Below are 25,198 nucleotides of genomic sequence, written 5' to 3' on the forward strand. Positions count from 1 at the left end.
TGGAGCTGCAGACATGCCCATCGAAATCCTCGGAATGATCGCCACGACCGCAGGGTCGGAGTCGAAGGCGATCGCAGGACCCGTCGTCGACCCCGCCTACGTGCGCGAGTTCTCGCGTGCGCACGAGGAGGCCGGGTTCGACCGAGTGCTCATCGGCTACAGCGCGAGTTCGCCAGACGGCTTCGCCGTGGCGTCGGCGGCGCTGCACTCCACCGAGCGACTGAAGGTCCTGATCGCTCACCGGCCCGGCTTCGTGCCACCGACCATCGTCGCTCGCAAGCTCGCCACGCTCGACCATCTCACCGGCGGTGGTCGCGTGGCGATCCACCACATCACCGGCGGCAGCGAGGCCGACCAGCGTCGGGACGGCGACTACAGCGAGAAGCAGGATCGCTACCGTCGCACCGGCGAGTTCATCGATGTGCTCCGCAAGACCCTGACCGAGGACGAGCCATTCGACCACGACGGCGAATTCTACCGTGTCGAGGGCGCGTACTCGGCTGCGAAACCCGCGACGGATGCCGGGATCCCGATCTTCTTCGGCGGGCTGTCGGACGGCGCGGTCGAGGTCGGGGCGAAGAACGCGGACGTCTACATGCTGTTCGGCGAGCCGCTCGCCGAGGTGGCGGAGCACATCCGCACGATCCGCGCAGCCGCGGCGAAGGAGGGCCGGACGATCGAGTTCAGCCTCTCCACTCGCCCGATCGTCGCCGACACCGAGGACGACGCATGGGCGAAGGCCGACCGCATCTACGCCGAGACGGAGGAGCTGATCGCGTCGCAGAAGGACGGGAACACGCTGTCGTTCGCCCGCTCACGCGGTGCGGAGCGCAACGCAGTGTCGGCCGACCGTCTGCAGCAGATCGCGAAGCGCGGTGACGTGCACGATGAGCGGCTGTGGACCGGGATCACGCGGCTCACCGGCCCCTCGGGCAACTCGACGGCGCCGGTGGGCACACCGGAGCAGGTCGCCGAGGCGCTGCTGAAGTACTACGACCTTGGCGTCACGCGATTCCTGATCCGCGGCTTCGATCCGCTCGGTGACGTGCGCGACTGGGGAAAGGAGCTTGTCCCTCTGCTGCGCGAGGGGGCACGTCTTCGCGACGAGCAGAGGGCGGCGGCCTGAGTCGTCGGAGCACGTCGCCTACGGCACCAGCGTGATCTTGCCCCGGGCGGCGTGCGCCTCGACGAGCTCGTGCGCCTGGGGCGCCTCCGAGAGGGGCAGTTCGGCGCCGAGCTCGACCTGGAAGTCGCCCGCCGCGATCAGGGCGATCGCGACGTCGACGCCTTCGTGGCGCCAGGCGAGCTCCTGCTCGGTCAGAGGGGTGGGCGCGCCGCCGCTGAAGGCGCGGATGCCGAGCTTCTCGGCATCCGGTCCGCGGACGATCGTCGCGATGCGATCGCGGTCGGAGATCAACTCCTTCGACACCTCGATCGCCTCGTCGGTGCCGATGCAGTCCAGCGCGACGGTCACGCCCGCGGGAGCGGCTGCGCGGACTCGATCGGCCAGGCCGTCGCCGTATGCGACGGGGATCGCACCGAGCTCGCGCAGCTGGTCGTGACGTGCGGGGCTGCCGGTGGCGATCACGGTGGCGCCCCATGCGACGGCGAACTGGATGGCGGCCTGTCCGACCGCGCCGGATCCGGCGTGGATGAGCAGCGTGTCGCCGTCGCCGACGGCCAGCGAGCGCAGGCACTGGTAGGCCGTTCCCACCGGGATGCTGAGAGCCGCGCCCTCGGCGGCGGTGACGGCATCCGGAAGACGGAAGAGATGGGCGACCGGCACGACCAGATGGGTCGCGTACGTGCCGACCGTGTCACCGATCGCGACCCTGTCGTCGACCGCGAACTCGGTCACTCCCTCGCCGACGGAGTCGATCACACCGGCACCGTCCAGACCGACGCGGCGCGGTTCGGTGATCGGCGGCATCGGGCGCTTCCCACTGCGCCGTTTCGCATCCAGCGGATTCACACCCGCTGCCTCGATCCGCACCACGACCTCGCCGGGACCGGCGACAGGATCGGGGATCTCCACGAGGTGGAGGACGTCAGGTGAGCCGATTTCGGTGTGAACGATCGCGCGAGCCATGCCGCCAGGCTACCCGCAATGACTCAGGCGGTCAGCCATCCCGGTCAGCGGGCAGACAGCAGCTTCTGGATGCGCTGCGGCGAGACCGGTTGCGCGGTGCCGAGGCGCTGTGCGAACACGCTGATCCGGTACTCCTCCAGCAGCCAGCGCGCCTCCACCAGTGCGGGAGCGGCGTCTGCGGCGAGCGGGATGGTGCCCCCGGCATCCTCGAACGCCTTGGACACGCGCTCGAACTCGGTCATCCGGGCGCGATCCTTGCCCGGCTCGTTCGACAGCGTCTTGAGCCGATCGAGCATGCCGTCGAGGTACCGGGGAAGGTGCGCGAGGCGCTCGGCGCCGGTCGCCGAGATGAACCCGGGATGCAGCAGTCCGTTCAGTTGGGATCGGATGTCGTTCAGCGGGCCGAGCAGCGCGAGCGAGTTCTCCGATTTGATGCCGCGCTCGACATCGCGGGACTTCGTGAGGATGCGTGCGACGAGAGAGACTGTGGCGAACAGCTGGTCCACGAGGATCGCGTTGACGGCGTCGCGCGTCGTGGTGAACTGCGCTTCGGTGCGGATCGGGTGGGCGGGCAGGGTCGCCCTCACCACGGCGGCCCTGGCATCTTCGATCAGCGCGGAGGCGGACGAGTACGGCGATGCCGCGAGGGCGAGCTTCTCCTGCGAGGTGAGGTGCTCCTGCACATAGGACGCCGGAGAGGGCACATTCAGCAGTACGAGGCGCAGCACCCCGTCTCGAGTGGCCGCATCTGCGGCGTCGGCCGTCGCTTCGACGCGCACAGAGACGCTCTTGCCCTTGTCGATGATCGCGGGATAGCCGCGTACAACGCCGCCTGCGACCTTCGTGTCGAGCACCTCGGGGAGGTCGCCGAAGGTCCAGTTCGTCAGACCGTCCTGCTCGATCGATCCTCGGACGGATGCCGCGGCCACCGCCTGTGCGTCGGGGCGACCTCGGCCCCTCTCGGGACGCGCGATCGAACGTGCGACGCTGGACCGGGCACGATCGGACAATGACCGCTGAAGCTCGCCGAGGTCTCGGGCAGAGCCTGCGACGCGGCCGCGCTCATCGACGGCGCGGAAGTTCATCCGCAGATGCCCCGGCACGCGCTCGTCGTCGAAGTCGGCGGCCGAGACCGGCTGATTCGCCAGCGGCTGGATCATCCGCGCCAGTGCCTCCTTCAGCGAACGGGGAGGGAGCCCGCCATGGTTCTCCGGTCCCTCCTCGGCGAGTTCCGCTCCGAATCTGTCGGCCCAGTCCGCTGCGGGCACGACGTGTCGGCGGATCGCCTTCGGCAGCGCGCGCAGCAGCGCGGTGACGAGGTCGGCGCGCAGTCCCGGCACCTGCCAGTCGAAGCCGCGATCCTCGATCTGGGCGAGCAGTGCGAGGGGGACGACGACGCTGACGCCGTCGTCCGGAGCCCCCGGCTCGAAGCGGTAGGCCAGCCCGAGCACCTGGTCGCCCTGCGTCCAGCGCGTGGGGAAGTCGTTCTGATCGGCCCGTTCGTCGTCTTCGATGAGGTCGCTCTCGCGCATGACGAGCAGCTTCGGCGTCTGCGACAGCGTCTCGCGCCACCACTTCTCGAACGAGCGCACGTCGAACACGTCGGAGGGGATCCGCTCGTCGTAGAAGCGGAACACCTCTTCATCGCCGGCGAGGATGTCGCGTCTGCGCTCGCGTTCCTCGAGCTTCTCGAGGCGCTTGCGCAGCTCGGCGTTGCTGCGCCAGAAGGCACTGACGCGCTTGTCGAGCCTGGTCGGATCCCACTCGCCTTCGACCAGCGCGTGCCGCACGAACATCTCACGGGACGCGGCGCGATCGATGCGGGCGAACTGCACGCGCCGGCGCGGGATGATCTCGACTCCGAACAGTGTGACCTTCTCGAACGCGACGGCGGCGCCGGCATCCTTCGACCAGTGCGGTTCGGACACCGAGCGCTTGGCGAGGTCGCCGGCGAGCGACTCGGCCCATGCAGGATCGATCGCGGCGACCGTGCGTGCGAAGGTGCGGGAGGTCTCGACGATCTCGGCGGACATCACGGCCGGCGGGCTCTGTTTGCGAAGGCCCGACCCGGGGAAGATCGAGAAGCGGATGCCGCGTGCGCCCCGGTACTCCGCGATCCGGCGCTTCGGGTCCTTCTGGGTCTTCGACTGCCCCTTCGGCGGTGTCTTGGTGTTCCGCTCGTCGAGGATGCCGATCTGCGAGAGAAGACCTGCGAGCAGGGCGCGATGGATGGCGTCGGGGTCGGCGGCGCCCTCGTTCTTCGACGTCGGAGGAGCTTTCACGAGCGAGCGCAGCTGGCGATGCACGTCGAACCACTCGCGGACACGCACGTAGTTGAGGTACTCCGAGCGGCACAGGCGCCGGAACGCGCTGGATCCGAGTTCTCGCTGCTGCTCGCGCAGGTGGTTCCACAGGTTCAGGGTCGCCAGGAAGTCGCTCGTCGGGTCGGTGAAGCGCGCGTGCATCCGTTCCGCAGCGTCGCGGACGCCCTGCGGCGCCTCCTGCGACGGGCGTTCGCGGACGTCCTGGATGGTGAGACCGGCGACGATCGCCAGCACGGGCTCTGCGACGCCGTTCTTCTGCGCCTCGAGCAGCATGCGGGCGAAGCGCGGGTCGATCGGCATCCGGGCGATGTCGCGGCCGATGCGGGTCAGCCGCGGGGTGTCGCGACCGAGGTCGACGGCGCCGAGCTCGGTGAGCAGGTCGAACGCAGCCTTGATGCCGCGCGAATCCGGTGGCGTGAGGAACGGGAACGCGGCGATGTCGCCGAACCCGAGCGAGAGCATCTGCAGCACGACCGAGGCGAGAGAGGTGCGCAGCACCTCGGGTTCGGTGAACTCCGCCCTCTTCTCGAAGTCGTCCTCGCCGTAGAGGCGGATGGCGATGCCGTCGCTCGTGCGGCCCGCACGCCCGGAGCGCTGGTTCGCCGACGCCTGCGAGATCGGCTCGATCGGCAGCCGCTGCACCTTCGAGCGGTTGCTGTACCGCGAGATGCGTGCGGTGCCGGTGTCGATGACGTACTTGATGCCGGGGACGGTGAGGCTCGTCTCCGCGACGTTCGTCGCGAGGATGACCCGGCGGCGAACGCCTGCGACGCGGCTCGGCTCGAACACCCGATGCTGCTCGGCTGCCGACAGCCTGCCGTACAGCGGGAGCACCTCGACGGGAGACCTGCTCGACGCATACGCGGCGCGCACGGCATCAGCGGCATCCCTGATCTCGGCTTCGCCGGGAAGGAACACGAGCACGTCGCCCTGCGCTTCGCGGTCGAGTTCGCGCAGCGCCGTGACGATCGCGGAGACCTCGTCCTCCGGCTCGCCCGCCGCATAACTCCGGAGATTCTTGCCGGATTGCGGTGTTTTCGGTGCGTTCGAGGCGCTGGAGCCCGAGTTCTCCGGAGTTGTGCCGGAGTCGGCGAGCGGCCGGAACCGAACTTCGACTGGATATGTGCGCCCTGACACTTCGATGATCGGCGCCGGAGTGCCGTTCGGCGCGGCGAAGTGCTTCGCGAAGCTCTCCGGATCGATCGTCGCCGAGGTGATGATGACCTTCAGGTCAGGGCGCTCGGGGAGGATGCGGGTGAGGTATCCGAGCAGGAAGTCGACGTTGAGGGAGCGTTCGTGCGCCTCGTCGATGATGATCGTGTCGTAACGGCGCAGCAGACGATCGCGGTGTATCTCGTTGAGCAGGATGCCGTCGGTCATCAGCGCGACCTTCGTCGCATCCGACACCTTGTCGGTGAAGCGCACCTTGTAGCCGACGGCTCCGCCGAGTTCGACGTGCAGCTCTTCAGCGATGCGCTCGGCGATCGTGCGGGCGGCCAGTCGGCGCGGCTGCGTGTGCGCGATGTTCGTGCGGCCGAGCTCGAGGCAGATCTTCGGCAGCTGGGTGGTCTTTCCCGATCCGGTCGCGCCGGCGACGACGACGACCTGGTTGTCGCGGATGGCGTCGGCGATCTCGTCCCTTGCGGCGCTGACGGGCAGCTCCGGGGGATAGGTGATCACGAGATCGGCAGAAGACATAGCCCTCCATCGTACGACGCGGGCACCACCCTCCGACTCGGCGTCACCACGGCAGCCCGAACCAGCCGTGCCTGCCAAGGATCGTCTCGTGGATCTCCCCGTCGGCGTTCATCACGTGCACGACCGAGCTCGCAGCATCCGTCCCGACTGCCGGCGCGATGCCGGTGAGATCGCGATCGGATACCAAGGCGAATGCGCCTGAGACGCTCCCGGCGGCGGACATGATCCGTCCATTCGGCGATCCTGCTCCCACCGGAGAGAGTCGGCCGAGCACCTCACCGGATGACGCGTCGACGACCCCGAGATCCGCTTCGCCGTCCATCAGGGCCAGACGGTGGGGGCCGTCTGCGCCGAGAGCCACGAACATCTCGTCCACGGTCTCCGGTTCGGGGAACACCTCCTCTTCCCAGACCGCGTCGGCGCAGGCATTCGGAAGCGGCTCTTCACGCACCATCCGCCCGAGAAGCGTCGCGTCGGCCGGCAGGCCCTCTCCGCCGATCTCCCCGTCGACGTGCCAGACGGCGCTCCATGCATCCGTCGTCACGTCGTCGTCATAACTGTGGCCCGTCCAGTTCAGGACGCAGCGCCAGGTCGAAGACGTCTCGGAATCCGCATCGTGCACTTCGAGGGATTGCAGATCCAGCACCCGGAGCGCCCCATCGTCCGAGCCCATGAAGAGGATCTCATCGGTGCCATCGCGATAGAGCATGCGCGAAAGGGGGCCGGTGGCATCGTCCAACTCCGGAATGTCCTCGTCCGTTGCGACGAGCGTGCCGTCGTCGATGGAGAAGATGTACATGGTGAACGTCGTACTCAGGAACACATATCGATCGTTCGCGGCGACCAGTCGGCGATCGGTGAGGAAGCCGTCGCTGCCGTTGACTTCGTGGATGCGCTCGTCCCAGACGGTGTCCCCGGTCTCGATGTCGATGGCGGTGATGCGCACTCCGCCGCTCTGATCGCCGAAGATGCCGGCCAGCAGGTTCGCGCCGTGGTCGTTGTACACCGTGACGGCAATCTCATGACCGTCGCGCTCGGCGATCACGATTCCGGCGTCCGCCCTCGCGTCGGTGTGGATGAACAGCGGAGTCGGGACGACGAACAGCACGCCGAGGGTACCCAGCACGAGCAGCGACACCAGGATCGTGGATATCCGCCACGGCTCACGCCGCCACCAGGCCGGTCTCGTTTCGATCGATCTCGTCATCGTGCACCTGCCTCTCCGGCATAGACGCTAGTGGATCGGTCTGCTCCCGATCACGGCTCCGGCGCGGCCGGCGGAGTTCTAGGCTGGGTGCATGACGATCCCCACTGTGACTCTCAACGACGGACATTCCATCCCGCAGCTCGGCTACGGCGTCTTCAAGGTGCCGCCGGCAGACACCGAGCGCACGGTCAGCGAGGCGCTCGAGATCGGCTATCGCCACATCGACACAGCGGCCATCTACGGCAACGAGGAAGGAGTAGGCGCGGCGATCGCGAAGAGCGGCATCGCTCGCGACGAGCTCTTCATCACCACGAAGCTCTGGAACGACCGTCATGACGGCGATGAGCCGAACGCCGCGATCGCCGAGAGCCTCGAGAAGCTGGGCCTCGAGCACGTCGATCTGTATCTCGTGCATTGGCCGACGCCCGCCAAGGACAACTACGTCCACGCGTTCGCGAAGCTCATCGAGCTGCGCGACGCCGGCCTCACACGCAGCATCGGCGTCTCGAACTTCCTCGCCGAGCACCTCGAGCGCGTGGTGAACGAGACCGGCGTGACGCCGGCCGTCGACCAGATCGAGCTGCACCCCGCATATCAGCAGCGCGAGACCGTCGCGTGGGCTCGGGACCACGGCATCCGCATCGAATCGTGGGGTCCGCTCGGACAGGGCAAGTACGACCTCTTCGGCACGCCGGCGGTCGCCGACGCCGCGGCAGCGCACGGTAAGACGCCGGCGCAGGTCGTGCTGGGCTGGCACCTGCAGAAGGGCACGATCGTGTTCCCGAAGTCGGTGCGCGCCGAGCGCCTGCGCGAGAACCTCGACGTCTTCGACTTCACTCTCACCGAAGCCGAGATCACGGCGATCGACGCTCTCGACCCGCTCGACGGATCGGGCCGAGTGGGCACGCACCCGAACGAATTCAACTGAGCGCCTGACGCTTACATGACGCCCCGTGTCGCTCCGTGCGCCACGGGGCGTCATCGTGGGTACGTTCTATGGCATGACCGCTCCCTATCGCATCGTCGCCGTCTCCGGCTCGCTCCACGAGCCCAGCAAGACGACCGCGCTTCTGCGTGCCATCGCCGCCGCGGGCGCCGAGCGCGCCGAGGTCGAGGTTCAGCTGATCGAGCTCACCGCCGTCGGTCCGGAACTCGCCGGAGCGCTGCGCCGCGATCGCCTGCCCGCGAGCGTCGAGGAGCAGCTGGTCGCGATCGAGCAGGCCGACCTGCTGATCGTCGGCAGCCCGGTCTACCGTGCCTCGTTCACCGGACTGTTCAAGCACCTGTTCGACTTCGTCGGCCAGTACGCGCTCGTCGGGAAGCCGGTGCTGCTGGCGGCGACGGGCGGGGGAGAGCGCCACGCGCTCATCATCGAACACCAGCTGCGGCCGCTGTTCGCGTTCTTCCAGGCGCTCACGCTGCCACTCGGCGTCTACGCCAGCGACACCGACTTCGACGGGTACGTGATCAACTCCGAGATCCTGCAGGCGCGCATCGCGCTCGCGGCCGAGCGCGCGCTCCCGCTCGTCGGATACGCGGCGTCGAGGACGACTGAGGCGCTCGTCGGCTGAAGACGGCTCGGGTCAGCGATCGAAGCGCCTGTCCGCTGAGCGCTGCACGGGCGTAGCGTGGCGCCATGACGAATCGTCTCGCCGACACGCTCAGTCCGTATCTGCGCTCGCATGCCGACAACCCGGTCGACTGGTTCCCGTGGGGCGCGGAAGCGTTCGCGGAGGCGCAGCGCCGGGACGTGCCGCTGCTGATCTCGATCGGCTATTCGACGTGCCACTGGTGCCATGTCATGGCACGGGAATCGTTCTCCGACCCGGAGACGGCGGCGCTCATCAACGACGGCTTCGTCGCAGTCAAGGTCGATCGGGAAGAGCATCCCGATGTCGACGGTGCGTACATGGCAGCGGCATCCGCGTTCACGCAGAACCTCGGTTGGCCGCTGACCGTCTTCACGACACCGCAGGGCCGCACGTTCTATGCGGGCACCTACTGGCCTCCTTCCGCGAGGGGCGGCATGCCCGGATTCAGCGACGTGCTCGCCGCGGTGCGAGAAGCCTGGACACTGCGCCGCGAGCAGGCGATCGAATCGGCGGATGCCGTGGCCGAGGCTCTGGTCAGCGCTGCCTCCGCGACACCGTCTCCGCTGCCGGCGACGGCGGGCCTCGCGGCGGCAGCGGCGACGATCGCGGCGCGTGAGGACTCGTCGTTCGGAGGTTTCGGCGGAGCGCCGAAGTTCCCGGTCGCGACGACGCTGCGGTTCCTGCAGAGTCCACTCGTGCGTCGTGAGGCGTCAGATGCGGCCGCCTCTGCGACGCGCGCGCTCGCCGCGATGGCGGCATCCGCTCTGCGCGACACCGACGGAGGCTTCTTCCGGTACGCGACGCAGCGCGATTGGACCGTTCCCCACTACGAGCGGATGCTGACGGACAACGCGCAACTGCTCGACGTGGCTGTCGCGGAGGGGGACTCCGTGACGGCCGAGGGCGTCGTCGGTTTCCTGCTCGAGGTCTTGCGGCGTGAGGGAGGCGGCTTCGGCGCAGCGCAGGACTCGGAGTCGTGGATCGACGGGCAGCGCAGCGAGGGCGGGTACTACCTCGCCTCGGACCGATCCGCACTCGCGCCGCCCGACGTCGACGGCAAGGTCATCACGGGGTGGAACGGTCTCGCGATCGGTGCCCTCGCGCGGGCGGGTGCTGCGCTCGGAGTTCCGGGATGGGTGGATGCGGCGGCTGCGGCGGCCACTTTCGTACTGGCGACCAACCGCTCGACGGAAGGGCGGCTCGTGAGGGCGTCACTGGATGGCACCGCATCGACCGCCGTCGCGACGCTCGCGGATCTCGGTCTTCTCGCGGAGGGTCTCTTCGCACTGGCCGTCGCCACGGGCGATGCGTCATGGGCGGTGACGGGACGCGACCTTCTCGATGAGGCGCTCGAAGACGGCGCCGCAGACGATCCCGTGCTCGCGGCGCAGGGCGTGGCATCCGCACCCGATCAGACCGACGGCGACCTGCCCTCGGGGGTGTCCGCTCTCGCAGCGGCGGCGCTGACGGCGTGGCGTCTGGGCGCAGGGGATCGGTATCGGGCCGCCGCGGAGGAGCAGGTGCGAACGCATGCGTCGTCCGCTCTGCAGCATCCGTTCGGCCATGGTTCGCTGCTGGCCGTGGCCGCGGGACTCGTCGAGCCGCCCCGTCAGGTGGTCGTCGTCACCGACGATCGTTCAGCGCCACTGGTGGTCGCTTCGCGCGGAATGGACGCCGACGTGATCGCAGCAGTGACGCCCGCGCAGGCGCGCGCGTTCGCGGAGGCGGGATTCGAGCTGTTCGAGGGCAAGGATGCGACGTCCGGCCTCGCTTACGACTGCCGGGCATTCGTCTGCCGTCTGCCGACGGCCGATGCGGGGGAACTCGTCGCGGCGAGGTGAGCGTCTGGCCGAGGTGAGTTCTCGTCAGTTGCGGTTCGTCAAGTGACGAGAAAAATTCTTCGGAAAAGTTCTCTGATCTGGGTTAAACCAGGGTTGGAATGTCGGTGGCCCCCTGTTGAATAGTGGGTATGAACAGCATCGTTGCTCGGTTTCGGGATCTGGAGGAGTCCCTCGATTCGGTGGTGCGTGATGCGTTCGGTGCGGAGCGGATTCCTTCTCTGTCGGATGCGGATGTGGCGGAGTTGCTGGCGGTGTCGGGGCGGATCCAACGCCGCCTGGAGGGCGTGCACGTCGAGGCGGCCGTGCAGGTGGTCGATCGGTCGGTGGGGCTGAAGGAAGAGCGGATGACGACCCGGTTCGGGTGCTCGAAGCCAGCGGATCTCGTGCGGATGCTCGTCGGAACCGACACACGGGGTGCGACCCGGCTGGTGCGGGCGGCCCGGTTGGTGCGTAGGGATGTCGGGATCACGGATGGGGCGTTCCTGCCCGCCCGGTATCAGGCGTTGCGGGAAGTGATGGTCGACGGTGGCCTGGGTCTGGCGGGGTTGTTGGCGGCGACGGATCCGATCGAGCAGTCCGCACGGCGGATCAGTGATGAGGACCGTGTGGAGGCGGACCGGCAGCTGGCGGACTTCGCCCGCGGCGTGGACGCCGATGCTGCCGACGGTGACGCGCCGCGCCCGGTTCCTCTTCCGGAGGATCTCGGCGTACTGGCACGGGTGATGGTCGCGTATCTGGACCCGGATGGGGCCGAACCGGCGGAAGAGGCCGCGATGCGGGGGCGGTACTTCTCGATCGGGAAAGTCAAGGACGGTGCGGCGCCGGTACGGGGGAGCCTGCTGCCCGAGGTCGCGGCACAACTCGCCCTGCTGATCGACAGCCTCCTGAACCCGAAGGTCAACGGGGCGGACGAGCCGGGCAGGGACGGCGAAGCAACCGAGGGTGCACGTGCGGCGGGTGGGGTGCGGTTCGAGCCGTCCGAGGACACCGATCCCGCGGACGGAACGGGCGTCACCGACACCCGCACCCGTGGGCAGAAACTCCACGACGCTCTCGCCACGATCTTGAACACCGCCGCCCGGACCGACTTGTTCCCGCATCTGGGTGGCGCGGCCCCCACGCTCACGGTCTCGGCGACGGCGGCGGATCTTGCCGCCGGGTACGGGTGGGCGCAGATCGGGCACACCGGCGACCTCGTCCCGCTGGCCGCGGCACTGCAGACCGGGTGCGCGGGTGGGATCCAGCGGATCCTGTTCGATGACCGGGGCCGGATCGTGTCGATCGGCACCAGCAGTCGGATCTTCAATGCCCTGCAACGCCGGGCGATCACCGCGAGGGATGGTGGGTGCGTGATCCCCGGATGCACGATCCCCGCGACGTGGTGCGAAGTCCACCACGTCCACGAGCATGCCGCCGGCGGTCCGACGCATACCGACAACGGGGTGCTGTTGTGCTGGTTCCATCACCGCACCCTGCACCGGACCGAGTGGGTGATCCGCATGAACCACGGTGTCCCCGAAGTCCGCGGCCCCGCCTGGTGGGACCCCCACCAGAGATGGCACCCCACCCGCAGCCCCCACCACCGACAACCCGTCCCCGGATGAGGAGCGCCAGCATCCGCGTCTAGCATCGAGTCATGAGCGAGGAGACGCCGGAGACCGAGCTCGCGGGCGGAAACACGAACGAAGTGACACTGGGCGACGGAGAGGTTCGACGGCCGGCGGGGGCATGGACGATGAACGTCCACGCGTTTCTGCAAGAGCTTCACTCCGCGGGCGTCGAGGGTGTTCCACGGGTTCTCGGCATCACGGCTGACAGCCGCGAACGGCTTTCCTTCATCGAAGGTGAGGTGGCGCACTATCCGCTGCCGGAGTGGCTGTGGGATGACCGCATCCTGGTGAGCGCCGCACAGCTCCTCCGACGCATCCACGATGCCGGCGCCGAGAGCGTCCGCCGTGCGAGCGGGTGGCGGATGCCGTCGCGCGAGCCGATGGAAGTGGTGTGCCATAACGACTTCGCGCCGTACAACCTCGTGTTCCATCACAAGGAGCTCGTCGGAGTCATCGACTTCGACATGGCGGCTCCCGGACCGCGTCTGTGGGATCTCGCCTATCTCGCATACCGGCTGGTGCCCTACGTGGAAGATGCGCAAGCGCCGGCAGACGTTCGGGAGGCAGAACCCGAACGACTGGCGATGCTGTTGTCGGCGTACGGCACCGACGCATCGGCTGACGCGCTGTGGACGATCATGGCCGCTCGACTCGACGCGCTCGCTGAGCACTCGCGGGCCGGATCCATCGCCAGGCCCGAGCTCGCGGCGCACGCGGAGATGTACGAGCGCGACGCCGTCCGGCTGCGCGACCGACTGACGTGAGAGCGGCGGACTACACCCAGGTCGGCATCCAGTTGTGGATGAGCCAGAACTCGTACGGCACGTTCATGCCCGTCCACACCGGATAGTAGAACGCCGAGACCAGCACCGTGACCGCGAGGAACACGACCACGGTGCGCTCTCCCGCCTGCCGTCGATGAAGCGGTTGGTCTCGCCGCCCCGCCAACTCGCGCAGCGCGAGCACGAGCGCGAGCACCAGGAACGGCATCATCACCACTGTGTAGAACTGGAAGATCGTGCGCTCCGGGTACAGCAGCCACGGCACATATGTGACGGCGAGACCGACCAGCGGGATCGCATACGTCCACGGCATCGGTGTGCGCTGCACCAGCCCGCGCACGAATCGGTAGAGCAGGAAGACCGCAGCGGCGACACCGGCGTACCAGATCAGCGGATTCGGAACCGATGACACCACCGAGATGCAGTGATCGGTGCCGCACGTCTGATCGTCGCCCACCCAGACCGCCGTCGGACGGATGAGGAACGGCCACTGCCACGCCGGACTGGCGTACGGATGCCCGCTGCTGAGACCGACGTGGAACCCGTACATCGACTCGTGATACTTCCACAGCGCGGCCAAAGGGTTCTCGGATGCGTGCCGATCGTAGCCGCCGGCCGTCACCAGCCAGCCCGTCCAGGTGATCAGGTAGGTGAGCAGCGCCACCGGTACCAGCAGCACGAACGAGACCGCGCCCTGTCGGAACGCGGCATCCGTCGGCCAGAACAGCACGCCGGCACGTCGGCGCGCCAGCGCATCCGTGACCACGAGGTACAGGCCCAGGCCCGCCAACGCATAGAGTCCCGACCACTTCACCGCGCACGCCGCGCCCAGCGCGACACCCGCAGCGATCACCCACGGGCGGCGCCAGATCACGGTGCCCCAGAGCGCGTCCGGCGCATCCGGATCGGCGGTCTCGACCAGCGGGATGCTGCGCCGGCGGTCGTACAGGATGAACAGGAACCCGAGCAGGATGAAGAACGTGAGGATGCCGTCGAGCAAGGCGATACGGCTCATCACGATGCTGAGTCCGTCGATCGCGAGCAGCAGCGCCGCGACGGTCGCCGCGACGACCGATCGAGTCAGCTCCTTGGCGACGAAGTACACCAGCAGCACCGTCGCGGCACCGATCAGAGCGACCATCAGGCGCCACGCCGCGCTGTTGCCCGCACCGAAGACACCCATGCCGAGCGCGATGATCCACTTCCCCAGGGGAGGATGCACCACGAAGCTGCCCGTCGCGCTCAACGCCGTCGTGTCGCCGTTGAGGAACGACTCGTTCGCCCCGTCGCCCCACGTGCCCTCGTAGCCGAGAAGCCACAGCGACCACGCGTCCTTGACGTAGTAGGTCTCATCGAACGCGAGCACATTCGGATGCGACAGATTCGCCAGCCGCAGCACCGCCGCGAGCGCCGTGACCACGAGCGGTGCGAGCAAGCGGACGAGCCGATTCCCGTCCGGATCCAGCAGCACTCGATCGCGCAGTCGGCCCCACCTGGTCAGGCGCTCCTCAGGCGGGGGCAGCAGAGGCACGGGCGCGGTCACGGCACAAGCCTAAGCGGCAGTGCCCGCCTAAGCTGATCGTGTGATCATCCTCGCCGCGACTCCGATCGGAAACCTCGGCGATGCGTCCCGCCGTCTCATCGAGGTGCTCGAGAACGCCGAGATCGTGGCGGCGGAGGACACGCGCACGACGGCGCACCTGCTCCGCGCGCTGCAGATCGAGAATCGACCCCGTCTGGTCGCTCTGCACGATCACAACGAGAAGCATCTGGCTGCCGAGCTCGCGGCCCTCGCCGCAGAGCAGGACATCGTCGTCGTCAGCGACGCCGGAATGCCGGCGGTGAGCGACCCCGGTTACGGCCTGGTCGCCGAGGCCGTCGCGCAGGGAGTCACGGTCACCGCGATTCCAGGGCCGAGTGCGGTGCTCATGGCGCTCGCGATCTCAGGATTGCCCACCGACCGCTTCACGTTCGAGGGCTTCCTGCCGCGCAAACCGGGGGAGCGGCGCACGGCCCTCCGCGCGGTGGCGAGCGAGAAGCGCACGATGGTGTTCTTCGAGTCTCCGGCCCGCCTCACCTCGACTCTCTCTGACATGGGAGAGGCGTTCGGTGCGGATCGTCGCATCGCCGTGTGCCGCGAGCTGACCAAGTTCTACGAAGAGGTGCGCCGCGGCACAGCCGCCGAACTCGCGCAGTGGGCCGAGAACGGCGTCAAGGGCGAGATCGTCGTCGTCGTGGAGGGCGCCCCTCATCAGGATGTGTCGGCCGAGGATGCCGGTGCCCAGGTGCAGGCACTCGTCGCAGGGGGCATGCGGCTGAAGGAGGCCTGCGCGGAGGTCGCTGCGGCGACCGGACTGAGCTCGCGCGACCTCTACCAGCAGGCCCTCGCCGCGCGGAAGCCATGAGCGACGCGAGCCGTGCACGTTCTTCGGGGAAGTGCGCTCGGCTCGGAGAGAATCGCCCGAATCGCTCCGAAGGCAGTGCAATTCTCCGAACGAAGCGTACTCACCTCTCACGGCGACAGGCATGCCGGAGCCTGCGCAGCCCTTCCGCGCGTAAGCTCATCGAATGAGGCGAGAATCCGCGGCCGGAGTCCGATGGTGCGCCGCTGCCGCGGGCGTCGCCGCCGTGCTCTTCGCCGCAGGTCTCGGTGAACTGACGGCATCCCTGCTCGCACCGTCCGCGAGTCCGTTCGCAGCGATCGGCGGCGGCCTGATCGACATCGCGCCGAGCTGGGCGAAAGACCTGGCGATCGCACTGTTCGGCACGGCGGACAAGGTCGCACTCCTCACGGCCATCGCTGTGGTCGCCGCTCTGCTCGCCGCCGCAGCGGGTCTGCTCGAACTGTGGCGACGCGGTGCAGGGGCGGCGCTCTTCGTCGCGCTCGGCTTCGTGGGCGCGGTGGTGGCGACGATGCGGTCCGACGGGAGTCCCGTCGCCTGGCTGCCCTCGATCGTGGCGGGTGCGGCCGGAGCGATCGCCCTGCGCGTGCTCCTGAGACGTGCGCCCTCCGTGGATGCGGATGATGCGCCCGAGGGGGCGGATCGCCGACAGTTCCTGGTGTGGACCGGCGCCACCGCGGCGCTCGGCATGGCGGCGCTCGTCGTCGGCAACCTCGCTCGGGCAACGGTGCGCACGGTCGAGGCGGCCCGCGCCGCCGTGCGTCTGCCCTCCGCGGCGACGGCTGCACCGGCGGTGCCGGCGGGCGCCGAACTGGCGATCGAGGGTCTGGCTCCGCTCGTCACTCCCAACAGCGAGTTCTACCGCATAGACACGGCACTGGTGGTGCCGCAGGTCGATCCGGCTGATTGGAGCCTGCGTGTGCACGGCATGGTCGATCAGGAGGTCGTCCTCACCTGGGACGAGCTGCTCGCGCTGCCTATGCAGGAGAGCGACATCACCCTCGCGTGCGTGTCCAACACCGTCGGCGGCGACCTCATCGGCAATGCCAGGTGGCTCGGCCACCCTGTGCGCGAGCTGCTCGCGCGGGCCGGAGTGTCAACCGACGCCGACATGGTGCTCTCGACCTCGATCGACGGATTCACCGCATCGACGCCGCTCGAGGCGTTCACCGACGATCGCGATGCGCTTCTCGCGGTCGGGATGAACGGCGAGCCGCTCCCGCTCGCGCACGGCTTCCCGGTGCGACTGGTCGTGCCGGGCCTCTACGGATACGTGTCGGCGACGAAGTGGGTGACCGAACTCGAGGTCACCCGCTTCGACAGGACGAGCGCCTATTGGACGACGCGAGGATGGTCGGAGCGCGGACCCATCAAGCTGCAGTCCAGGATCGATGTGCCCCGCGACGGGCGCGACGTCGAATCGGGATCGTCTGTGATCGCCGGGATGGCCTGGCATCAGCAGGTCGGCGTGGAGGGTGTGGAGGTGCGCATCGACGGCGGGCCGTGGCGGCGCGCCGAGCTGGCCACGGCGATCTCCGACGACACCTGGGTGCAGTGGAGTCTGCCGTGGAAGGCGGAGGCCGGCACGCACGATATCGAATGCCGCGCCCTCAGCCGCGACGGTGAGACGCAGACGTCGACGCCCGCGCCACCGGCGCCGGACGGCGCGCAGGGCTGGCATCGCATCAGCGTGACCGTGCGCTGAGCGGGCCCCGCGCTGACCCTAGGCTCGTCGTCATGACCGATGATGCGATCGCCGCCGCCTATGACGCCCGCGCCGCCGAGTACATCGAGATCGCGGGCTCGATCGCGCAGATGGACCCCGCCGACCGCAACCTGATCGGCGCGTGGCGCGACCGGTCGCAGGGACGGATGCTGGATGCCGGATGCGGCCCTGGACTGTGGACCGAGTTCCTCCACGACGGTCATCGCGACGTCGTCGGCGTGGACATCTCGTCGCAGTTCCTCGCCGAGGCACGCCGGCGTTCGCCGCAGTCGATCTTCGAGCAGGCGACGCTGCGCGATCTCCCGTTCGAAGACGCGTCGTTCGGCGGCATCCTCGCCTGGTACTCGCTGATCCACATCCCGCCCGTCGAGCTTCCGCTGATCCTGGCCGAGCTCGCCCGCGTGCTCGAGCCGGGAGGGTCGCTGTTGATCGGCTACTTCGACGGCCGTGCGCGCGAAAAGTTCTCCCACGCCGTCGCGCCGGCCTACTTCTGGTCGGCCGACGCCGTCTCCGAACTCCTCGGCGACGCCGGCTTCACCGTCACCGCCACCGAGCGACGCACAAGGGAACCCGGCGAGGTCAGCACGCGTCGCCATGGTGCGCTGACAGCATCCGCCGCCCCGCGTAACCACACCGGCATACCCGCCTAGAATTGACCGCATGCCCGCAGGCGAATCCTTCTACATCACCACGCCCATCTACTACCCCTCCGATGTGCCGCACATCGGTCACGGGTACACCTCGGTGGCGACGGACACGCTCGCGCGCTGGCACCGTCAGTCGGGTGATGACACCTGGATGCTGACCGGCACGGACGAGCACGGACAGAAGATGCTCCGTGCCGCCGCGGCCAACAACGTCACGCCGCAGGAATGGGTCGACAAGCTCGTCACCGAGAGCTGGTTCCCGCTGCTGGAGACCCTCGACGTCGCCAACGACGACTTCATCCGCACCACGCAGGAGCGTCACGAGAAGAACGTGCAGGTGTTCTTCCAGCGGCTGTACGACGCGGGCTACATCTACGCCGGCGAGTACGAGGCGCTCTACTGCGTCGGCTGCGAGGAGTTCAAGCCGGAGTCGGAGATCGTCGACGGCACCGGACCCTTCGAGGGCCTGAAGGTCTGCGCGATCCACTCCAAGCCCCTCGAGCTGCTGCAGGAGAAGAACTACTTCTTCAAGCTCAGCGAGTTCCAGGACCGTCTGCTCGAGCTCTACAAGACCGAGCCCGACTTCGTGCGCCCGCACTCCGCGCGCAACGAGGTCGTCTCGTTCGTGTCGCAGGGCCTGAAGGATCTCTCGATCTCGCGCTCGACCTTCGACTGGGGCATCCCGCTGCCCTGGGACGAGTCGCATGTCATCTACGTGTGGGTCGACGCACTGCTCAACTACGCGACCGGTGTCGGCTACGGCTCGGATGAGGAGACCTTCGCCCGCCGCTGGCCCGCGTATCACGTGGTCGGCAAGGACATCCTCCGCTTCCACGCCGTGATCTGGCCGGCGCTGCTGATGGCCGCCGGCGTCGACGTGCCCAAGGGCGTCTTCGCCCACGGCTGGCTGCTCGTCGGCGGCGAGAAGATGTCGAAGTCGAAGCTCACCGGCATCGCGCCGACGGAGATCACCGACGTCTTCGGCTCCGACGCGTACCGCTACTACTTCCTCTCCGCGATCGCGTTCGGACAGGACGGGTCCTTCTCGTGGGAGGACCTCGCCGCGCGCTACCAGTCCGAACTCGCGAACGGATTCGGCAACCTCGCCTCGCGCACGATCGCGATGATCGAGAAGTACTTCGAGGGCGTCGTGCCGGAGGCCGCGGAGTACACCGCGCAGGATCTGGCGATCCAGAAGATCGTGGCGGATGCCGCGGCTGCAGCCGATGGATGGATGGAGCAGTTCCGCATCGACGAGGCGATCTCGTCGATCTGGACCATCGTCGACGCGTTGAACGGCTACATCACGGAGAACGAGCCGTGGGCACTGGCACGCGACGAGGACCAGCGCGACCGACTCGGCACCGTGCTGTACACGTGCGCGGAGGGACTGCGGGCACTCGCCGTGCTTCTGTCCCCGGTGATGCCTCAGGCGACCGAGAAGCTGTGGTCGGCCCTCGGCGCGGCCGAAGGTCTCGGATCCCTGCAGTCGCAGCCGATCCGCGAATCCGGCGCCTGGGGCGTGCTCGCGCCGGGCACGACGGTGCACGCGCTCGTCCCGCTGTTCCCCCGCGTGGAGTCGCAGGCTTGACCGAGAACCCCAGTCAGTACGTTCGGGAGCGGGCGACGGAGGGCCGCAAGGACCTCCGTTACCCCGCCGCTCCCGAGCCGCTGACAGTGCCGGTGTACGACAACCATGCGCACCTCGAGATCACCGACGGCGTCGAGCCTCTCTCGTTGAAGGAGCAGCTCGACAGGGCAGAGGCGGTCGGCATCGCCGGTGTCGTGCAGGCGTCGGGCGATGTCGAGTCGTCCCGCTGGGCGGTGGATGCCGCGGCATCCGATCCGCGTGTGCTCGCGGCCGTGGCGATCCACCCGAACGACGCGCCGGTGTACGCGGAGGCCGGACGACTCGACCACGCGATCGGTGTGATCGACGAGCTCGCGGCTCACCCGCGCACGCGGGCGATCGGCGAGACCGGCCTGGACTTCTTCCGTACCGAGGAAGAGCGACGAGGACCGCAGTTCGAATCGTTCGAGGCGCACATCGCTCTCGCGAAGAAGCACGGCATCGCGATGCAGATCCACGACCGCGACGCGCACGACGCCGTGCTGGAGACCCTCACCAGAGTGGGAGCGCCGGAGACCACGGTGTTCCACTGCTTCTCCGGCGACGACGCGATGGCCCGAATCTGCGCGGATGCCGGGTACTACCTCTCCTTCGCTGGCAATGTCACGTTCAAGAACGCGCAGAACCTGCGCGATGCGCTGCACGTCACCCCACTCGATCGCATCCTGGTCGAGACGGATGCGCCGTTCCTCACACCCGTGCCCCTGCGCGGCCGCCCGAACGCGCCGTACCTGATCCCGCTCACGCTGCGGTTCATGGCCGCAGAGCTCGACCTCGCTGTCGACGAGCTCGCCGGGCACATCGCCGCGAACACTCTCGAGGTCTACGGCTCCTTCGCGGACTGAGCCGACGACACTCGTCAGTCGTTCAGCACACTCGTCAGCCCGGAACTGCGATTTCGGCTGACATCCGTGATCCAGACTGACATCTGTGCGGCGGCATCCTCAGACCGCTGCGACACCATCGGCCTCGTCGGCCACCGGCTTGGCGTTCACGATGTGCGAGATCGGCTTCCACACCAGCACCAGGGTGACGGCCGCGCCGACGAAGGCGAACCACCACGGCGCCGTCAGCCCCCAGACCTGCGCGATGATGCCGCCGAGGGCCTGGCCGATCACCATGCCGCCGAACACGCCGACCATGTTCACCGACGCGACCCTGCCCTGCAGCTCGTGCGGCACCAGCCGCTGACGCACGGTCGTCGAGATCGTGCCCCACACGAACGCGTACGAGCCGAACACGAACATGATCACGAGCGCCACCCAGCCCACGCTGGTGAGCGCGAACGCGAGGTGCATGAGCACCTCGAGCGACAGCGCGACCCGCATGAGGGTGGCGAACGACACGTGCCGCTCCATCCACCCGAACGTCAGAGTGGCGAGGATGCCTCCGGCGGCGGATGCCGTGGTGAGGGCGCCGTAGCCGACTGCGCCCATGTGCAGATGTTCGGTCGCATAGAGCACCAGCACGCCCCAGGGAGCGGCCCAGGTGATGTTGAACGTGAGGATGATCAGCACGAGCATCCGCACGGGAGGATTGCGCCACATCCATCGCACGCCCTCGGCGATGTCGGTGTGGACAGGGGCGTGCTTCTCGAGCGCCGTGCGCGGCGGCACCGGTGTCCGCGCCATCCGGGAGATCAGCACGACCGCGAGCAGCACGCACACGACCTCGACGAGGAACGGCAGGGCGTGACCGGCGGCGAACAGGAACGCGCCGATGGGCGGACCGGCGAACTGGTTCGCCACGAGATATCCCGCCTGCAGCCGGGCGTTGCCGGTGCCGAGATCCACGGGCTTCACCAACATCGGAAGCAAGGTGCTGCTCGTCGTGTCGACGAACACCTCTGCGGTGCCGTAGAGGAACGCCGCAGCGAGCACGACCCAGATGTTCGCCGTGTCGGTGAACAGGAACATGCAGAGCCCTGCCAGCACCAGCGCGCGCGCCGTGTTGGCGAACATCACCAGCCGTCGCCTGTCGAAACGGTCGGCGATGGCGCCGGCATGCAGACCGAAGATCAGCCATGGGAGGAACTGCAGCACCGCACCTGCCGCCACGAGGATCGGCGACGACGTCATCGACGCGATCAGCAGGGGAGCGGCTGCCAGCGCGATGCCGTCACCGACGTTGCTCGTCCATGACGACGCCAGCAGCCAGCGGAAATCGCGGCCCATGCGGCGGGGCGCGACGAGTTCTCCGAGCGAGGGCACCCGAACACATTACCGGCATGGGGGACAATGGCAGGATGACCGTCACCCTGCTCGGCGCCACCGAGATCCGCCGTCTTGCCGCCGAGCTCGACGTCACACCCACGAAGAAGCTCGGACAGAACTTCGTCGTCGATGCCAACACCGTGCGCAAGATCGTGAACGTCGGGAAGGTGCAGGCGGGGGAGCGTGTCGTCGAGGTGGGCCCGGGTCTCGGTTCGCTCACGCTCGCGATACTCGAGACCGGAGCATCCGTCACCGCCGTGGAGATCGACCACCGACTCGCCGCGCGGCTGGCGCAGACGGCCGCCGATCACGGTGTCGCGGAGGAAGCACTCACCGTGGTCGATGCGGATGCACTGCGCGTCACCGAGCTTCCCGGCGATCCGACCGTGCTGGTCGCGAACCTGCCTTACAACGTCTCCGTCCCGGTGCTGCTGCATTTCATGGAGACGTTCGCGAACATCCGGCGCGGCGTCGTGATGGTGCAGGCCGAGGTCGGCGAGCGCCTCGCCGCTCCTCCGGGGAGCAAGGTCTACGGCGCCCCCAGCGTCAAAGCGGCGTGGTACGGTCCGTGGCGCCTCGCGGGCAACGTCTCCAGACAGGTGTTCTGGCCGGTGCCGAACATCGACAGCGTGCTCGTCGCCTTCGAGCGCGACGCCGAGCCGCGCGGCAGTGAAGAGCTGCGCAGGGCGACCTTCCGGATCGTCGACGCGGCCTTCCAGCAGCGTCGCAAGATGCTGCGCCAGGCGCTGTCCGTCGTGCTCGGCGGCACCGCTGCCGAAGCATCCGCAGTGCTCGAGAAGGCGGGCGTCGCCCCCACCGCGCGCGGCGAGCAGCTGACCATCGACGACTTCGTGAGAATCGCCGACGCGCTGGACGCTAACCTGGACTCGTGACCGAGACGCCGCGCTTCCCCACCGACATCGCCGAACTCCACCGCCCGTACGCGGCAGAGGAGGACAGGTACAAGAACTTCGAATACCGCCAGGTCGGCGCGTCTGGTCTGTACCTCCCGCCGATCTCGCTAGGGCTGTGGTGGAACTTCGGCGACAACATCCCCCTCGACAACCAGCGCACCCTGCTGCGCCACGCCTTCGACAAGGGCATCACTCATTTCGACCTCGCCAACAACTACGGCCCTCCCTACGGTTCCGCCGAGAAGAACTTCGGCCGCATCTTCGCCGAGGACTTCCGCCCGTACCGCGACGAGCTGATCATCTCGTCCAAGGCCGGTTACGACATGTGGCCGGGGCCGTACGGCAACTTCGGCAGCCGCAAGTACCTCCTCGCGAGCGCGGAGAACTCGCTCACCTCGATGGGACTCGACTACGTCGACATCTTCTACTCGCACCGCGCCGATCCCGTGACGCCGGTCGAGGAGACCGTCGGTGCGCTCGACACGCTCGTGCGCCAGGGCAAGGCGCTCTACGTCGGCATCTCCTCGTACAGCGCGGAGCGCACCGCGAAGGCCGCACAGGTCGCTCGCGAACTCGGCACGCCGCTGGTGATCCACCAGCCGTCCTACTCGATCCTCAACCGCTGGATCGAGGACGGGCTGACGGATGCGCTGCGCACCGAGGGCATGGGCGCGATCGCGTTCACCCCGCTCGCCCAGGGGCTGCTCACCGACAAGTATCTCGGCGACGGCACTGCGGAGCGTGCGCAGAAGCGCCGATCGCTCTCCGACGAGCCGCTCTCGACGGAGGGCCTCGGCATCCTGCGCAGCCTCAACGAGATCGCGAAGGAGCGCGGGCAGTCGCTGGCGCAGCTCGCGCTGTTGTGGACGCTGCGCGACCCGGTGGTCACCTCGGCGCTGATCGGTGCGTCGCGGCCGGAGCAGCTCGATGAGAACATCGCGGCGCTCGAGGGTCCCGCGCTCACCGACGATGAGCTCGCTCGCATCGACGCCCTCTCCGACGGCATCGACGTCAACCTCTGGGCCTCATCGTCCGCTCTGTGAGAACCGGATGAGCCTCGCCGCATTCCCGGAAGCGGTGCACGTGCGCGCCCCGGGGAAGATCAACGTCTACCTGGGCGTCGGCGGCCGTCACGACGACGGGTACCACGCGCTGGCCACCGTGTTCCAGGCGGTCTCGCTGTACGAGGACGTCATCGCCCGTGACGCCGACGATTTCAGCGTGAGTGTCGTCGGCGTCGCCGATCCGAGCACCGTGCCCGTCGACGATCGCAACCTCGCGATGCGCGCGGCGAAGCTGCTCGCATCGGCGACCGGCTACACCGGCGGCGTCCAGCTCGAGCTCCGCAAGAGCGTGCCGGTCGCCGGAGGCATGGGTGGAGGGTCTGCGGATGCCGCGGCCGCCCTGGTCGCGTGCGACGCCCTGTGGGGCACCGGCCTCTCGCCGCACCGACTGCACGAGCTCGCCGCCAGGCTCGGAGCCGACGTGCCGTTCGCACTGCACGGGGGGACGGCGGTCGGCACTGGACGCGGCGATCAGTTGAACCCCGCCCTCGCGCGTGGTCGCTTCGACTGGGTGCTGGTGCCGAGCGACGAAGGACTGTCGACGCCGCAGATCTACGCGCGACTGGATACGCACCGTGCGGAGAACGGCGCTCTCGCCGATGATCCGCCGCTGTCGCTGGATGTGCCGATCCCCGTGCTCCAGGCGCTGCGTGCGGGCGATCCGCACTCGCTCGCCGCATGCATGTTCAACGACCTCGAAGTGCCCGCACTGCTGGAGCGACCCGCACTCGACGACATCATCAACGAGGGGCTGCACGCCGGAGCCCTGAGCGGGATCATCTCGGGCTCCGGTCCCACCGTTGCATTCCTCTGCGAGACACCCGAGAGCGCGCGATACGTGCAGAGCGAACTCATGGAGGCCGGACGCACGGCCCTGCACGTGCACGGCCCGGTAGCCGGCGCCAGGATCATCTCGGCCTGAGTTCATCCGATCTTCACCGAAACCGTGATCGGGAGCGACTCCGCGTGCCTAACGTGGTGTCAAAGCCACCGCCGAAGTCAGGAGTGATCATGGGACTGTTCAACCGCAAGTCGATGCAGCAGCGTCAGGAAGACGCCATGAAGATGGCGGAGGACATCGGCCAGGGGCGAGGCTTCGTCGGCAAGATGACCAAGGCGGTGATGGGCTCGGAGTTCACCGACCAGCTGCAGGGCGTGACGGGATCGTACCGCCAGCTCGAATACACCGCGCAGTTGAGGGCCTCGGGTGTTCCGACCGAGACGGTCTCCGTGGTCTCGGTGCAGGACACGGGGCAGACCATCAACGACAATCCGCATGTCATCCTCCACCTCGACGTCGCCGGCCAGCCCACCGCGATCGCGACGCTGGTGTCGCGGCTGGAGATCCCGCGGACCGGTGACCAGGTTCTCGTGATGCGTGATCCGCAGAGCGGGAACCTGCTGTACGCGGGTCTCGCGCCGCGCGCCTGACAGCGCGGAGACGAGGAGGAGGTCGGGG

Annotated in this window: 20 protein-coding genes; 15 read left to right on the forward strand and 5 right to left on the reverse strand. The window is 68.3% G+C overall.

The features are described from left to right. The first annotated feature begins 13 nt into the window (after nt 1-13). On the forward strand, nt 14-1,126 hold the full coding sequence (locus ACNPNP_RS18885; RefSeq protein ID WP_448967575.1) for an LLM class flavin-dependent oxidoreductase: 1,113 nt from the start codon (nt 14-16) through the stop codon (nt 1,124-1,126). A gap of 18 nt (nt 1,127-1,144) precedes the next feature. Here ACNPNP_RS18885 and ACNPNP_RS18890 read toward each other — a convergent pair whose 3' ends face one another. From ACNPNP_RS18890 to ACNPNP_RS18900, 3 genes are read right to left on the reverse strand one after another with little or no spacing between them, the layout of a single operon-like run. Next, complete coding sequence (locus ACNPNP_RS18890) at nt 1,145-2,089, reverse strand: quinone oxidoreductase family protein (protein WP_448967576.1); 945 nt, start codon at nt 2,087-2,089, stop codon at nt 1,145-1,147. Nucleotides 2,090-2,133: 44 nt separating this feature from the next. Then, nucleotides 2,134-6,111 carry an ATP-dependent RNA helicase HrpA gene (gene hrpA, locus ACNPNP_RS18895; RefSeq protein WP_448967577.1) on the reverse strand — a complete coding sequence of 1,326 codons (3,978 nt, stop codon included), beginning with the start codon at nt 6,109-6,111 and terminating at the stop codon, nt 2,134-2,136. A gap of 43 nt (nt 6,112-6,154) precedes the next feature. Beyond that, nucleotides 6,155-7,318, reverse strand: coding sequence for a PA2928 family protein (locus ACNPNP_RS18900; RefSeq protein WP_448967578.1), 1,164 nt, complete (start codon nt 7,316-7,318; stop codon nt 6,155-6,157). Nucleotides 7,319-7,409: 91 nt separating this feature from the next. On the opposite strand from ACNPNP_RS18900, the gene ACNPNP_RS18905 reads away from it, so the two are divergent. From ACNPNP_RS18905 to ACNPNP_RS18925, 5 genes are all read left to right on the forward strand, one after another. Further along, entirely contained in the window at nt 7,410-8,246 is an 837-nt protein-coding gene (locus ACNPNP_RS18905; RefSeq protein ID WP_448967579.1) for an aldo/keto reductase, read from the forward strand. Nucleotides 8,247-8,319: 73 nt separating this feature from the next. Continuing rightward, nucleotides 8,320-8,889: an FMN reductase gene (msuE, locus tag ACNPNP_RS18910; RefSeq protein ID WP_448967580.1), complete on the forward strand. Its 570-nt coding sequence runs from the start codon at nt 8,320-8,322 to the stop codon at nt 8,887-8,889. 65 nt (nt 8,890-8,954) lie between these two features. Continuing rightward, nucleotides 8,955-10,751 carry a thioredoxin domain-containing protein gene (locus ACNPNP_RS18915; protein WP_448967581.1) on the forward strand — a complete coding sequence of 599 codons (1,797 nt, stop codon included), beginning with the start codon at nt 8,955-8,957 and terminating at the stop codon, nt 10,749-10,751. Between the two features lie 128 nt (nt 10,752-10,879). After that, nucleotides 10,880-12,355 (forward strand): HNH endonuclease signature motif containing protein, encoded by a 1,476-nt coding sequence (locus ACNPNP_RS18920; RefSeq protein WP_448967582.1) that lies wholly within the window; start codon nt 10,880-10,882, stop codon nt 12,353-12,355. 32 nt (nt 12,356-12,387) lie between these two features. Beyond that, nucleotides 12,388-13,125 (forward strand): phosphotransferase enzyme family protein, encoded by a 738-nt coding sequence (locus ACNPNP_RS18925; protein ID WP_448967583.1) that lies wholly within the window; start codon nt 12,388-12,390, stop codon nt 13,123-13,125. A 10-nt stretch (nt 13,126-13,135) separates the two neighbouring features. Here ACNPNP_RS18925 and ACNPNP_RS18930 read toward each other — a convergent pair whose 3' ends face one another. Further along, nucleotides 13,136-14,686 carry a dolichyl-phosphate-mannose--protein mannosyltransferase gene (locus ACNPNP_RS18930; RefSeq protein ID WP_448967584.1) on the reverse strand — a complete coding sequence of 517 codons (1,551 nt, stop codon included), beginning with the start codon at nt 14,684-14,686 and terminating at the stop codon, nt 13,136-13,138. A gap of 40 nt (nt 14,687-14,726) precedes the next feature. Between ACNPNP_RS18930 and rsmI the strand changes: the two genes are divergently transcribed. The 5 genes from rsmI (at nt 14,727) to ACNPNP_RS18955 (ending at nt 20,393) form a co-directional block, all read left to right on the forward strand. Beyond that, a complete protein-coding gene (gene rsmI, locus ACNPNP_RS18935) occupies nt 14,727-15,548 on the forward strand; it encodes a 16S rRNA (cytidine(1402)-2'-O)-methyltransferase (RefSeq protein ID WP_448967585.1) in 822 nt (273 codons plus the stop codon). 163 nt (nt 15,549-15,711) lie between these two features. Then, complete coding sequence (locus ACNPNP_RS18940) at nt 15,712-17,250, forward strand: molybdopterin-dependent oxidoreductase (protein ID WP_448967586.1); 1,539 nt, start codon at nt 15,712-15,714, stop codon at nt 17,248-17,250. Nucleotides 17,251-17,282: 32 nt separating this feature from the next. Continuing rightward, nucleotides 17,283-17,921 (forward strand): class I SAM-dependent methyltransferase, encoded by a 639-nt coding sequence (locus ACNPNP_RS18945; RefSeq protein WP_448967587.1) that lies wholly within the window; start codon nt 17,283-17,285, stop codon nt 17,919-17,921. A gap of 10 nt (nt 17,922-17,931) precedes the next feature. Continuing rightward, nucleotides 17,932-19,509, forward strand: coding sequence for a methionine--tRNA ligase (metG, locus tag ACNPNP_RS18950; protein WP_448967588.1), 1,578 nt, complete (start codon nt 17,932-17,934; stop codon nt 19,507-19,509). After that, nucleotides 19,506-20,393: a TatD family hydrolase gene (locus tag ACNPNP_RS18955; RefSeq protein WP_448967589.1), complete on the forward strand. Its 888-nt coding sequence runs from the start codon at nt 19,506-19,508 to the stop codon at nt 20,391-20,393. The genes metG and ACNPNP_RS18955 overlap by 4 nt, the downstream gene beginning before the upstream one ends. 99 nt (nt 20,394-20,492) lie before the next feature. Here the strand turns inward: ACNPNP_RS18955 and ACNPNP_RS18960 are convergent, their stop codons facing one another. Beyond that, nucleotides 20,493-21,758: an MFS transporter gene (locus ACNPNP_RS18960; protein WP_448967590.1), complete on the reverse strand. Its 1,266-nt coding sequence runs from the start codon at nt 21,756-21,758 to the stop codon at nt 20,493-20,495. A gap of 35 nt (nt 21,759-21,793) precedes the next feature. On the opposite strand from ACNPNP_RS18960, the gene rsmA reads away from it, so the two are divergent. The 4 genes from rsmA (at nt 21,794) to ACNPNP_RS18980 (ending at nt 25,170) form a co-directional block, all read left to right on the forward strand. Beyond that, nucleotides 21,794-22,654, forward strand: coding sequence for a 16S rRNA (adenine(1518)-N(6)/adenine(1519)-N(6))-dimethyltransferase RsmA (gene rsmA, locus ACNPNP_RS18965; RefSeq protein ID WP_448967591.1), 861 nt, complete (start codon nt 21,794-21,796; stop codon nt 22,652-22,654). Beyond that, nucleotides 22,651-23,718, forward strand: a complete 1,068-nt coding sequence (gene mgrA, locus ACNPNP_RS18970; protein WP_448967592.1) for an L-glyceraldehyde 3-phosphate reductase — start codon at nt 22,651-22,653, stop codon at nt 23,716-23,718. The genes rsmA and mgrA overlap by 4 nt, the downstream gene beginning before the upstream one ends. Nucleotides 23,719-23,725: 7 nt before the next feature. After that, entirely contained in the window at nt 23,726-24,661 is a 936-nt protein-coding gene (locus ACNPNP_RS18975) for a 4-(cytidine 5'-diphospho)-2-C-methyl-D-erythritol kinase (RefSeq protein ID WP_448967593.1), read from the forward strand. An 89-nt stretch (nt 24,662-24,750) separates the two neighbouring features. After that, the gene (locus ACNPNP_RS18980; RefSeq protein WP_448967594.1) at nt 24,751-25,170 is read left to right on the forward strand and encodes a hypothetical protein; all 420 of its coding nucleotides are present in this window, start codon (nt 24,751-24,753) and stop codon (nt 25,168-25,170) included. The last annotated feature ends 28 nt before the right edge of the window (nt 25,171-25,198 follow it).

This window comes from Microbacterium xerophyticum (genome assembly GCF_053543555.1).